The sequence below is a fragment of the Bilifractor sp. HCP3S3_D3 genome, assembly GCF_052063915.1.
Lineage (GTDB): Bacteria > Bacillota > Clostridia > Lachnospirales > Lachnospiraceae > Bilifractor.
On record NZ_JBQHWP010000002.1, the window covers coordinates 189,857 to 202,764 of the forward strand.

Annotated in this window: 13 protein-coding genes; all 13 read right to left on the bottom strand. The window is 51.1% G+C overall.

Annotated elements, in window-relative coordinates:
* Positions 1-101 precede the first annotated feature (101 nt).
* Positions 102-1,442, bottom strand: a complete 1,341-nt coding sequence (locus ACTNDI_RS02125) for an MATE family efflux transporter (RefSeq protein ID WP_441099110.1) — start codon at positions 1,440-1,442, stop codon at positions 102-104.
* 33 nt (positions 1,443-1,475) lie between these two features.
* Positions 1,476-1,991, bottom strand: a complete 516-nt coding sequence (locus ACTNDI_RS02130; RefSeq protein WP_441099111.1) for a MarR family winged helix-turn-helix transcriptional regulator — start codon at positions 1,989-1,991, stop codon at positions 1,476-1,478.
* Between the two features lie 389 nt (positions 1,992-2,380).
* Positions 2,381-2,989: a hypothetical protein gene (locus ACTNDI_RS02135; RefSeq protein WP_441099112.1), complete on the bottom strand. Its 609-nt coding sequence runs from the start codon at positions 2,987-2,989 to the stop codon at positions 2,381-2,383.
* A gap of 293 nt (positions 2,990-3,282) precedes the next feature.
* Positions 3,283-3,918 carry a phosphoesterase gene (locus tag ACTNDI_RS02140; protein ID WP_441099113.1) on the bottom strand — a complete coding sequence of 212 codons (636 nt, stop codon included), beginning with the start codon at positions 3,916-3,918 and terminating at the stop codon, positions 3,283-3,285.
* Between the two features lie 132 nt (positions 3,919-4,050).
* On the bottom strand, positions 4,051-4,959 hold the full coding sequence (locus tag ACTNDI_RS02145) for a hypothetical protein (protein ID WP_441099114.1): 909 nt from the start codon (positions 4,957-4,959) through the stop codon (positions 4,051-4,053).
* 136 nt (positions 4,960-5,095) lie between these two features.
* The gene (locus ACTNDI_RS02150; RefSeq protein ID WP_441099115.1) at positions 5,096-6,997 is read right to left on the bottom strand and encodes a RyR domain-containing protein; all 1,902 of its coding nucleotides are present in this window, start codon (positions 6,995-6,997) and stop codon (positions 5,096-5,098) included.
* A gap of 136 nt (positions 6,998-7,133) precedes the next feature.
* A complete protein-coding gene (locus tag ACTNDI_RS02155; protein ID WP_441099116.1) occupies positions 7,134-7,895 on the bottom strand; it encodes an alpha/beta hydrolase family protein in 762 nt (253 codons plus the stop codon).
* Between the two features lie 152 nt (positions 7,896-8,047).
* Entirely contained in the window at positions 8,048-8,839 is a 792-nt protein-coding gene (locus ACTNDI_RS02160) for a ZIP family metal transporter (RefSeq protein ID WP_441099117.1), read from the bottom strand.
* Between the two features lie 422 nt (positions 8,840-9,261).
* Entirely contained in the window at positions 9,262-9,780 is a 519-nt protein-coding gene (locus ACTNDI_RS02165; RefSeq protein ID WP_441099118.1) for a metallophosphoesterase family protein, read from the bottom strand.
* Positions 9,781-9,826: 46 nt separating this feature from the next.
* Positions 9,827-10,006 (bottom strand): hypothetical protein, encoded by a 180-nt coding sequence (locus ACTNDI_RS02170; RefSeq protein WP_441099119.1) that lies wholly within the window; start codon positions 10,004-10,006, stop codon positions 9,827-9,829.
* Complete coding sequence (locus ACTNDI_RS02175; RefSeq protein WP_441099120.1) at positions 9,981-10,919, bottom strand: transketolase family protein; 939 nt, start codon at positions 10,917-10,919, stop codon at positions 9,981-9,983. Before ACTNDI_RS02175 ends, ACTNDI_RS02170 begins: the two co-directional genes overlap by 26 nt.
* Positions 10,907-11,758: a transketolase gene (locus tag ACTNDI_RS02180; RefSeq protein ID WP_441099121.1), complete on the bottom strand. Its 852-nt coding sequence runs from the start codon at positions 11,756-11,758 to the stop codon at positions 10,907-10,909. The genes ACTNDI_RS02175 and ACTNDI_RS02180 overlap by 13 nt, the downstream gene beginning before the upstream one ends.
* A gap of 226 nt (positions 11,759-11,984) precedes the next feature.
* Complete coding sequence (fsa, locus tag ACTNDI_RS02185) at positions 11,985-12,641, bottom strand: fructose-6-phosphate aldolase (protein ID WP_441099122.1); 657 nt, start codon at positions 12,639-12,641, stop codon at positions 11,985-11,987.
* Positions 12,642-12,908 lie beyond the last annotated feature (267 nt).

The following is a 12,908-nucleotide window of genomic DNA, read 5'->3' on the forward strand; positions in this document are numbered from 1 at the left end:
AAACGGTACATTAACTTTGCAGTCAAGTCTGATATAAATCAGTATACTCTGTTTCACCTTTCAGCGAAAGGGATGCACGCCAAAAAATACACATACATCTGTCAGAAGTAGTGGTACGTCTCCCGCTTTCTGATCAGAAACAGCACAGATATGATAAACGCAAATACATTGGACGCCGTGACCGCCCACCAGATACCGTCCGCGCCGAGCAATCCCGGAAGCAGAAGGACACAGGCACCCTGAAAAACCAGTGTCCGCAGAAAAGAAATCGCGGCTGAGATCTTTCCATTGTTCAGCGCGGTGAAGAAGGAAGATGCATAAATGTCAAATCCGGACAGCAGGAAACCAAGACAGAAAATCCGGAACGCGTGTACTGTCAGCGCATACAGTCCCGCATCATATCCGACAAAAATCCTGGAAACAGGATCTGCCAGAAGGAAGGCAGCAACGGTCATCAGGACACCCGTGACCCCCATGATTACTGAGCTCTTTCGCAGCATGTTTTTCAGCTCGTCTGTATTGCCGGCGCCATAATGATAGCCGACAATCGGAGCAGAGCCGACCGAATATCCGATGTCAATGGCGACAAAGATAAAGCTGACGTACATCAGCACTCCGTATGCGGATACCCCGTCCTCGCCGAGCATCCTGATCAGCTGAAAATTATACAGCATGCTGACAATAGATGAGGAAATGTTGCTCATTAGCTCGGAAGATCCGTTGCCGCAGGCCTTGAGAATCGGAGAGAGCTCAAGTTTCGACGGTTCGAGGCGGAGCCGGCTTGAATTCGTTCGGGCAAAATAAAACAGAGGCAGTACCCCTCCGACAACCTGACTGAACCCGGTTGCCCACGCGGCGCCCGCAACACCCATGCGGAACACGCCGACGAGCAGCGCGTCGAGGATCATGTTGGTGAGGCCGGCGGCTATCGTAACATAGAGGCCGAGCCTTGGCTTCTCTGCGGTTACAAAAAAGCTCTGAAACAGGTTCTGAAGCATGAATGCCAGATTGAAGCCGTTCACGATCCATCCGTAGACCAGACAGTCATGCATCATCTCCTCGGTCGCGCCAAGGAACAGGGCCATCTTTTCCATGGCGAGGTTGCCCAGTATGGAGGTGAGCGCGCCGGTTATGACCGTAAACAGGATCATCATGGAAAACAGCTGATTTGCCCTCTGCTTCCTGCCCTGTCCCATTGTCATGGAAACAAGAGCGGAACCACCTGTTCCGATCATAAAGCCTAATGAACCCATCACCATCAGATACGGCATGATCAGATTTATAGCAGCAAACGCGGTTTTCCCGGCGTAGTTTGAGACAAATAATCCATCGACCACGCCGTAGATGGAGGTAAAGACCATCATGATCACTGGTGGAAGCGTAAAATGGAACAGTCTGCGGTAGGTAAAATGATCCGAAAGACGGATCGCGTTGGTTTTCATCGGAACCTCCTTGAGAATCGTGTTATCTTTCTGTTACGGAGAACACGCCTTGCCGCAGTCGTAACCGTCCGTATCCCTGGTATGGTTCAACTGTTCATCGGACACCGACTGCTGAAGTCCGGAAATATATTTTCCGAACAGCCTGAGAAGCTGCGCTCTCTCCTGCTCTTCCATCTTACAGAGACTCGACGCCTCGGCGCAGATTACCCGATCCGCGGTCCTTCGGGCAAGCGCCTCCCCTGTCTCCGTCAAAGTGACGGTCTTCCTTCTGCCATTTCCCTCCCGGGACAGAGAGATAAGCCCCAGAGCCTCCATTTTCTTGATGCTGGAGTTGATTGTCTGCTTTGGCATGAAGGTTACGTTTACGAGGTCAGCCTGCGCCATTTCGCCGCCGCGAAGCCGCATCTCATAGAGCGTCCACAGCTGCCCCTCCGGTATACCATATAATCTTGACAGATTCCGGTAGCACTCATCATACTCTTTGGCAATGCGGTTCAGTTCTTTCTGCTGGTCAAGCAGTCCCTCATTTGGCGACTTCTCAATGTTCATCAATAAAATCCTTTCGTTTGCCGCAGGCGGAAACCCGCTGCCTTTAGATCGTGGGTAGTTGACGTCGGCAGATCCTTTCTGTATAGATGAAGGATAATATGTCCGAAATCGGACTTATATCTCAGAAGTATAGTCCGATTTCGGACATATGTCAAGGGCTGAGAAATAGAGAAGGATGGCCTGAAAAATAGAGAAAAACAGACCGCTACTGCATGGATTGTAGAAGAGAATGAAACAGAGGTGTGGAAAGCCGATGACTGAAAGTCAGGAGAAAAGCTGATGTGCAAACGATAGAAAAAGAGCCGCAGCAGACTGTGGCTCTTTTGATAAATCTGTTCAATTGCTGCGCAACAATCGATTTTCCCGATCCGGAGATCCTGCAAACCGGATCAGGACGCGCTGGTGTCGGTGCTGTCGGCATCTTCGTCTTCAAGCAGCGCACGATCCTCTGCCTTGATGTGCCGGTGCTCGGATACATGAAGAACACTGGTATCCAACGGAGTCAGCACATGGATTCTGTCGTTTTTCGCGATATCAAGATCCTTTACCTGAAGCTCTGTGTTGACCGGATAATCTGCAACATTGATGACAATATGATCAACAATATCTGCCGGATATGCTTCATATTCAATCTCATTGCAGTTGCTGGTGATGAATCCGTTCGCGTGATCCTCATTCTCCAGAATGATCTCGGCCTCACCTTTAACCTTTTCATCAGCCTGAAGCTGCTGGAAGGTCATATCAATATAATGATTGGTCAGAACGCTGAAATCCGCGCTCTTGATCATTGTCATATACTTTGTGCCATCGACATCGACAAGGGCCTTGCTTCCAACCGTGTGATGAAGCATGAACTGCTTTACGTTCTTCTCAGGAATCTGAAGGCTGATGGAGTGTTCCAGCTTTTTGCCGGAAATTGACCCGGTGATGAAGCCCTGTTTTCTCAGCTGTCTTCCCTTCTTGCTCATGTCTCTTGCGTTTGCCATTAATGTTTCCATACCTGTACCTCTTTCTCCGGGCCGCTTAACCCGGCTGAATCATGTATACGTCCGCTATGCGGGGCGCTGGACAGAAACATCGTATTACATCCTTATCGTCATCCCGCGAAAGATGAATGCGATTGTTGACTACGCCTTTTACTATACCGCAGTTGGCACGAAATGATTCACCAAAATTCACGGCGCAATTCAGGAAAAGATTCCCCTTGATTTTTACAGAAGAACACAGATATTTCACACTTTCAGAAAAGCTGCACAAGATGCGCTCCCGGAAAACTGCAAAAGTTCCGTTCTCAGAAAAACTGCAAAAGTTCCGCTCTTCTGCGGATCCATTCATCGAGCGTCAGGGGACGGTAATCAGAGTAGCCGCAGAAGCAGTTCACCAGGTTGCAGATCACCGGCTCCGCTCTTCCACCAGCTGTTGTGACGGTCACCTGCGCAGCCCTTCGCTCAAAATCATAGAGAAGTTCCGCCTCGCTGGTATCATGAACATGGCCGTGGAGCATAAAGGTCCTGAGATTTCCGTTTTTGTCCCTCATGTGATTCATGCCATAGAAGGGCATGGGATAATGACTGAGGATGACATTTCTCTCCGCATCACGAATTTCCGCGTAATGGCGGATCCATTCGAAACGTCCGCTGTCTATGTCAGGCCGGTCAAACCACTTCAGATCATGGTTGCCGATGATCAGATAAATTCTGCCATTCAGCCGGTGCAGCACTGCATTCAGCTTTTCAGGGTCACGACCGGTTCCGGACCAGGAAAACATGTCACCGATTACATAGATTTCATCATCACTTTTCACCGTATCGTTCCAGCGGCGGATCATACACTCGTTCATATCCTCTACGTTCCGGAACGGCCGGTGATCGAGCTGCAGCATGACGTCATCATCATAGAAATGCTGATCTGAGATATACCGTTTCATCAGGTACCTCCTTCCCGGAGAAATTCCATTTTTTTTACGCGAACAGTGAGCCGCAGCCGAGTGCGAAGTATTCGTGTGCGGCGAGCGTCGCGATAGCGAGATAAAACTCGCGCAGCGTGTTTTATCTCGTTGTCAGAGCCTGGTTTTCAGTGAGTTTTTCAGGTTAGTTCTTTCTTCCTTTGATTCCGCCAGCCGTTTATCGATCTCTTCACGCTGTTTCAGCAGTTCCTCATCGGAAAGCGTGCGGAGCATCAGATCATTCGCGATGTTCTTTACGCTGCTGCTGCGGTCTCTGTATTTTACACTGAAATATCCGATCACGCTGAAGGCGACCGCACCGATAAAATTGACGATGAGGTCCTTCATGGTATCGATGATTCCAATGTCAAGATAACCGCCGTTGATGGTGTAGGTCTTACCGTCCGCCGTGTCGATGATCGTCTTTGTGATGTGGGAGATCCTGACCGGTATCTGGGAGTGTGTCGGATCCAGAGTTACGGAACCGATGGTCTTTACAATAAAATCCTTCTGCATATCCAGGAAAAAAAGCTGATCCAGGGTAAATTCAACGAACTCCCAGATTACGCCAATCGTCATGGAAAAGCAGAAAGCGACAAGGGCGAGATACAAAGGTGAGAGGTTGAGCCTCCGGCTCTTCCGGTTCATGATATCAACGAGAGAAAACCCAATTGCCGCGCACAGAAATCCGTTCAGTGTGTGAAGCATCGTGTCCCAACCGGGTATCGCCGTGTAATAATGGTTTACCTCTCCCAGAATCTCTGCCGCGTAGATAAACAGATAGATGATGCCCTCAAAAAGAGGCGGTATTTCCAGCTTCAGCTTTTCCTCGAAAAATGATGGGAGCAGGAAAAGGATCAGCGACAGAAGACAGAGCGCGAAGCCTTCGTAATTCTGTGTCAGGAAGCACCGCACGGCAGTCAGAATGACAAGAATACGGAGCACCGTATACAGAAGAAAGGTTTTCCGGTCCAGACGGATTCTTTCACGAAGATATTTTGCCTTTTTCCAGATGTTTTTCATACCATTCACTCTTTCTGCGATGAAACGGCATCGTTCTGCCGTAAAAATCCGTCACTTTCTTGAATTCTTCCGATCATTGAAGTAATGAGGCAGCCATTTGTGCAGAGATGCCGTGGATCCCGGTCATGATCTGTTGTTACGGCTTAAACTTGCGGAAAAATTCGTACCCCATCCGGTTGATGTGCCGGATGTGACGAAGCAGAGTCCCCTCAATCGCATCACGCGCATCGATCGACAGGCTCTCATACTCCGCGAGTCGGGGAGAACGGAGCAGCTCGCGGTCTTCCACTTCGTCATAGCGCCAGCCGGCGGAAATCATCCTTATCCTCCATCCCTCATGGAGCAGCTGGCAGAGATACCGGAGATCTTCTCCCTCCGGCTCATGCAGCGTATCCGGCGCGTCCGGGATGATATGGCGGATACCGATTCTGGATCGGGGATCCATCAGATGCTCTCCCACGAAACGGATGATACTGCGGTAATTCTCTCTTCTGTCCTCCCCGACCAGATTCCAGTGGGGCGGTTCGGAAGCGTCTCCTGCCTCATCCTCATTACCGATCTCGTAGAGAGCTTTTGCGGTCGCCTCCATTCCGGCGCCGATGAACTGCTCGAACATGATCTTGTCGCGGAAATCACGAACATCGAGATGGATATCCAGCTGTTCACTGGGCGGAAGAGATGCCGGGGTGAATTTTTTCTCGCCGGAGAGTTTCGACATTGCCAGAATAAATTCCAGCGAACGGGAGCCGTGACGGTACTCCGACACCCTCAGAAGCGCTGAGAGAAGGCCTCGCGAGATATTGATCTGACCGGAATTCTCATCATAAATTGCGGGATATTTCCGGATGATCAGGTTGCGGAACAGCAGCGCTCTGCGAATGATGCTCGTCCGGTCGGTCGGGCTCGTAGGATTCGGTCCCTTGATATCGAGCATGCCCTTTAGGCGGCTTACGAAATCCGGTCCCTTCAGATTGCGGAATTCCGCCCGTTTTTCCTCGGTCTGCGGGAGAAATTCAGAGAATGAACCTGCGGTTCCGCCCGCGAACACGAAGACCGCCGCGTCAATCGTCATCGTCTTTTTCTTGAGTGTGTACTCACCATCCTGCATGGGCGCGAGGAAATATTTCAGCCATCCGCGCTCCATCCCCTCAAAGGTGGAGTCAAATTCATCAAAAAAGATCAGCGGGATGCTTCCGTCCTCCGATTCGGTGAGTTCCCGGTGCAGAGCGAGGAAAAGTGCCTCGGTCGTACGGAACTGGGAACAGTTGATGGTTGCGATCCGAAAGCGTCCGACACTCCCGGCGATCTCTTTGATACCGAAAGACTTTCCGGAACCGGGAGCGCCGAATACAGCGATGGACAGAGGCTGGATCGGAGCGGCGGACGTCCGGTGATCGTACTGGTAGGCATAATCCTGCATGAGTGCGCGGATTGTGCTGTAGCTGTCAATCTCAGATACATCAACGGTCTTCAATGCGCCACAGGAAAGCACCGGAACATTCTGGTACAGCTCCTGGGGACCGTTTACCACGATGTTCTTAGCCACAGTCAGGAAGCCGCCCCTGTGGAGAGCAGCGTACTCATCGAGGATACTGTATTTCTTGGCTCCCATCAGGAGAGAGCGTTCACTGTATACTGGAAGAAAGATACGGACCATCCGTCCCTCCTCCACTTGCTTCAGCATGTCGATATATACAGGATACAGCCGGGTATCCGGGCTGAGTGTCTGGTTTTCTGTCGTTCCCGGAGTAAAGAGGAAGGCCCAGACCCCGCTGTCGCGGACAAGGGCCCCTTCATTATCCAGAAGTACAACCATGTCCTGCCGCTCTTTCAGAGAACGCATGGATTCATTCAGATAGAGCTGCTGAAAAAATGCATTAATCGTATTTTCATAGGAGAGCCCGCGCCCGATCATAAAATCGAGCTGTCGCAGATGTTCCATCTGCAGAAGCGGGACCTTGTCCTCCGGAAATGCCGCGTTCAGAGACAGCCCCGGCCGGTATTGAGCGAAGCTCTCTTCCTCCAGTCGTATACTCATAGACTACCTGCTTTCTTTTACACCACCCGTACGCCTGACTTTTGAAAATCGTCTGTATTTTCGGGCAGCGCTGAATTGTCCAAAACCGCCGGAAGCGGCCTTTGTTTCCACGATCCCTTCCGGTATCGGAGCGTACTCATTGCTCCGGATGAAAGAAATCAATGATCTTTGAGATCGCGAGATCCATGATTCCGGGGTCTGAGAACGGATGATCTGCGTTTTCCATACGGATCAGTTCGATGACGTTGTCTTCCGCAAACTGACGGACAGTGTCAAAGGGGATGAACGCATCCTTTGTGCCCTGGAGGATCAGCATGTCATCGGCAAAATCGAAGTATTCTCTCTTCCGTACATCTGCCGCGCGGAGCTGATCAAAAAATTCCGAGGTGAGACGAATCTTTCGTGTATATCCTCTGACGATCTCCTTTCCGCGGTCCAGTTTCGTCTGCTCGTCCGGTGTGATGTCAGCCATCATGATATCATAGAGATTGATCGCGGGACAGCGCAGAGCAATCTTCCGGAAAGGATTGCCGTACTCTGTCAGATAGCGAAGCGTGATATACCCGCCAAGGCTGGTTCCGTATGCATACAGATTTTGAGCGTTCATTTCCTTTCGGGCGTAGTTTACGGCCAGATCAAAGTAGGTCACACATTCATCCGGGAGGAATCTGTTCAGGGAGTCCGCCCCGTGAGCAGGCCAGTCAAAGACAACGACTCCGAAATGCTTGTATTTCGAGATCAGTCTCTCCGCGAATTTCTCGGTCGCGCTGTTATCCTTATTGCCGCCAAACCCGTATGTCGCGATCACGATATCCGTCACGGAATGCGGGTCCTTTCCGCAGTAGTATTTACAGCGGATGCTGTATTTCTGTTCATTGATGTCAAAATTTTTAACCATGTCGGTATCCACTTCTTTCTGACTCGTCAGTCCAGTGCCGTATCAGACGCCATTATCTCTCTGTCCTTTCAGCCCGGTGCCACATCGATCTCCATCATCTCTCTGTCTTTTCAGCCCGGTGCCACATCGATCTCCATCATCTCTCTGTGTTTTCAGCCCAGTGCCACATCAAGCGCCATCATCAAAGTGAAGCCCAGGGAAAACATGAGCACTCCGAGATTGGAGTGACTGCCTGCGGACATCTCGGGGATCAGCTCCTCCACAACCACATACATCATTGCTCCGGCTGCAAAGCTGAGCAGATAAGGCATGACAGGGACAAAGACAGAGGACGCAGCGATCACAAGTGCTGCGCCGACCGGTTCGACTGCTCCTGACAGAACACCTGCCGCAAAAGCCTTTCCCTTTCCCTTGCCCTGCGCGTGCAGAGGCATGGAAATGATAGCCCCCTCCGGAAAATTCTGGATGGCTATTCCCACGGATAAGGCGAGTGCGCTTCCTGCTGTTATCTCGGCAGATCCGGTGAGAAATCCGGCGATGACGATTCCGACCGCCATTCCCTCCGGAATATTGTGAAGCGTAACGGCAAAAACCATCATGGTTGTTTTCGCAAGATGGCTTTTGGGGCCTTCAGCCTGTTCCGCGTTCATGTGAAGATGCGGGATAACATGGTCCAGAAGCAGAAGAAAAAGTGTTCCGAGCCAGAATCCAATGACGGCCGGCAGGAATCCAAGCTTTCCCCATGAGCTGCTCTGCTCCATAGAAGGAATCAAAAGACTCCAGACGGATGCGGCTGTCATAACTCCGGCGGCAAACCCGGTCAGCATCTTCTGAACCGGATTGCTAAGTTCTTTTTTCATGAAAAGGACGCAGCCGGATCCGAGAGCCGTTCCGGCAAACGGGATCAGCACGCCCTGAATGGCCTGTAGTGTCTGCGTGTTCAACGGATATCCTCCCTATTATTATGTAATGATATTGCTGCGTAATGATTGTTGTGTAATGTAATGCTGCAGCAGGTTCTGCACTTGTAACCGGACACGCCGTGAGACGGCTGTTTGTTTTCATCTTAAACGAAATCGCAGACACACACAAGGTATAAATAAATTTTACGCATGGAGGTGTAAATGAATTTCACACATGGAGGTGTAAATGAATTTCACACACGGAGATATAAATGAATTATACACACGGAGAAGATTGCATGCAGGGAATGGATGAAGGCAGCGCTCCCCAAAAAATAGAAAACGGCCTCTCTGATGATGGTTCTTGCCTTACGGCTTTCCGGAAAGTACCGGAATGCCACAAGGAAAGAAGCTAAATCAGAAAAGCCGCATGCATAAGACAGGCCATCAAAATGTTACATCGGTTATCCGTCAATGATCTCTCCGTTCGTGAGTTTCAGGATAACTTTTTCGTCCTCCTGCCCTCCGGTGTGAAGGACGGCATAGGTTCCTTTCCTGTCGTATCGTCTGGATCTGGTCAGACTGCCCGGATTGATCAGAAGAACGCCTTTTTCTTTCCGGATCAGAGGAACATGCGTGTGACCGAAGCAGATGATATCCGCATGGTTCCGGATACCTGCTGCCGACAAAAAGTCCGTGTCGTCATTTACATAATGATGGTGACCATGAACAATCAGTATCGTATGATCGCCAACCTGCGAGGTCCGTTCTTCCGGAAATGCGGAGCGGAAATCGCAGTTCCCGCTTACAGCAAGGAGCCGGAACTCCGCACGATGCTTCAGAACGAGATCAAGGCTGCACTGCGCGTCCCCGCAGTGAATGAGCACATCAAACGGCCATTCCGCCTCAATGATCTGATTCATGGGGAGAATATCGCCGTGATTGTCCGAAAAAATCAAAACCTTATTATTCGTCTTGTTCATGTCCGTTCCTCACAACATGTTTCTGTCATCCTGTTTCGCTGACAGTTCACTGCATGCCCAGATCCGTGTCAGACCCACGCGCGGGTACTGCCGGGACAATTTTCCTGCGTGCGCCGGTCAGCTCATGCTCCGCATCAGACCAACGCGCGGGTACTGCCGGGACAATTTTCCTGCGTGCGCCGGTCAGCTCATCCTCCGCATCAAAGCCATGCGCGGATCTGGCCATATACACCTTCTCCGTCGAGACGGTACTTGTGGAGAAGCTCCACAGCCGGTCCGGACTCGCCGAATACATCGTTGACGCCGATCCGGAGCACCGGAACCGGTGCCTTCGCCGAAAGTACCTCGCAGACCGCTCCGCCGAGTCCTCCGATCACAGAGTGTTCCTCCACGGTGACAACCCGCCCGGTCTTCTTCGCGGACGCAAGGATCAGCTCTTCATCCAGCGGCTTGATCGTGTGGATGTTGATCACTTCTGCGTCGATGCCATCCGCCGCAAGCTTCTGTGCGGCCTCAAGCGCCGACTGCACTTCCAGTCCTGTCGCAATGATGGTCACATCCTTTCCCTCACGAAGGGTGATGCCTTTTCCGATTTCAAACCGGTAGTCCGGTCTGTCATTGATCACCGGAACCGCCAGACGTCCGAACCGCAGATATACCGGTCCCTTGTACGCATATGCTGCCTCGACGGCCGCCCGTGCCTCGATGTCGTCCGACGGAACGATGACGGTCATTCCCGGGATCACGCGCATCAGAGCGATATCCTCCAGGCACTGGTGGGACGCTCCGTCTTCTCCGACAGAAATTCCAGCGTGTGTCGCGCCGATCTTTACATTCAGGTGGGGGTAGCCGATGGAGTTTCTGACCTGTTCATAGGCGCGTCCCGCCGCGAACATGGCAAAGCTGCTCGCGAACGGAACCATTCCCGCAGCGGCAAGTCCCGCCGCAACGGCCATCATGTTGCCCTCGGCAATTCCGCAGTCAATATGGCGCTCCGGGAAAGCCTTCTTAAAAATTCCTGTCTTGGTCGCTCCCGCAAGATCCGCGTCCAGAACCACCAGGTCGTCGTGCTTCTTTCCGAGCTCCACCAGAGCGTTTCCGTAGCTCTCCCGGGTGGCGATTTTCTTTACTTCTGACATAATGCTTCACCTGCTTTCTTCAGTTCTTCCATTGCCTGCGCGTACTCCTCGTCATTCGGTGCCTTGCCGTGCCAGTCGCAGTTGTTCTCCATATAGGAGACACCTTTTCCTTTCACGGTTCTGCAGATGATCGCCGTCGGCATGCCCTTGATCTGTGCTGCCTCGCGGAAAGCAGCGCGGAGCTGATCAAAGTCGTTTCCGTCCGCCACGGAGATGACGTGAAAACGGAAGGACTCAAACTTCCGGTCGAGCGGAAGGGGTGAATTGACCTCCTCCAGGGTTCCGTCGATCTGGAGATTGTTGTAGTCCACAATTACGGTGAGATTGTCCAGCTTCTTGTCGCCCGCGAACATCGCGGCCTCCCAGACCTCGCCCTCCTCGCACTCACCATCTCCGAGCAGTGTGTATACATGATAGCTTTCTCCGGACAGCTTCGCTGCGAGTGCCATTCCACAGGCGACAGAAACGCCCTGTCCGAGCGATCCCGTCGACATGTCCACACCTGGAGTGTCGTTCATGTTTGGATGTCCCTGCAGATAGGAACCCACATGGCGGAGGGTGACGAGATCCTCCTTCGGGAAGTATCCCCTCTCCGCCAGAGCGGAATACAGTCCCGGCGCGCAGTGGCCTTTGGAGAGCACAAAGCGGTCACGGTCCGGCTTCTTCGGATCATGCGGGTCAATATTCTTCAGCTCCTCAAAATACAGATAGGTAAAAATATCCGCCGCTCCGAGAGACCCGCCCGGATGACCGGATTTCGCGGAATGTACGGCAGTTACGATGTCCTTGCGAACTTCATTTGCGATTTTCTGTAATTCCAGATTTTCCATTTCTTTCATTGTCTCCTGTAATAAATGTCATATGGCAGTGACAGCGATGTGGTAAAGATTATTTCCATCAAAAATACACGGTAACGGTAATGACCATCAGCGGAAGCGACAAGGTCACTGCTGTTTCTGTACAAAAAAACAGCACCGTGACCCAATAGCCTGAATGATCACGGTGCGGCCCTGTGTGGGAATCCGAGACTGATTAAGTCTGTGGCACCAGGTATCTAATGTCTGCTTACTCTCCAAAGACAGCCTTGTAATCGTTCTGGAATTTTACAATTCCCTCATCGGTAAGCGGATGATGGATCATCTGCTTGATTACCTTAAACGGAACGGTTGCGATGTCTGCGCCCGCGAGTGCGCAGTCCGTAATATGCATGGGGTTGCGGATCGATGCGCAGATAATCTGGGTGTCGATATCATCGGCAACAGCAAAGATGTCGGAAATCTCCTGGATCAAATCAACGCCTCTCGTGCTGATGTCATCCAGACGTCCCAGGAAGGGAGATACATATGTCGCGCCTGCTCTTGCGGCAAGAAGTGCCTGATTTGCCGTAAAGATCAGCGTGCAGTTTGTCTTGATCCCTTCCGAGTGAAGAACCTTGATCGCTTTCAGCCCCTCTGCCGTCATCGGGATTTTTACAACCATGTTCGGATGAATCGCGGCAATCTCCCGTCCTTCTTTGATCATTCCTTCCGCATCCGTTGTGGTAGCCTTTACCTCTCCGGAGATCGCTCCATCAACAATCGTGGTGATTTCCTTCAGAACCGTCTTGTAATCGCGGCCTTCCTTTGCGATCAGAGACGGGTTTGTGGTAACGCCGCAGATAACTCCCATGTCATTTGCCTCACGGATTTCATCTACATTTGCTGTGTCGATAAAGAATTTCATGATTAAGGTCCTCCTTAAAAATAAATGATGTCACATCTTACATTGAAACCAATGAATGGATGAGCAAAGCTCTCAGAAGCCTGATGGCATATATCTTTGCTCAACATATAGATTAATTCGATTAATACATAAAGTCAATATTAAATTTGCCTGTGAGGCACGGGCAGTCCAAATCTTATACCGTTTGTCGCACGATTTGTCGCATGGTTGTTTGGTTTACAAAGATTACTGATCTTCCACATTCATGGTCCGTCACGATTTTACAGT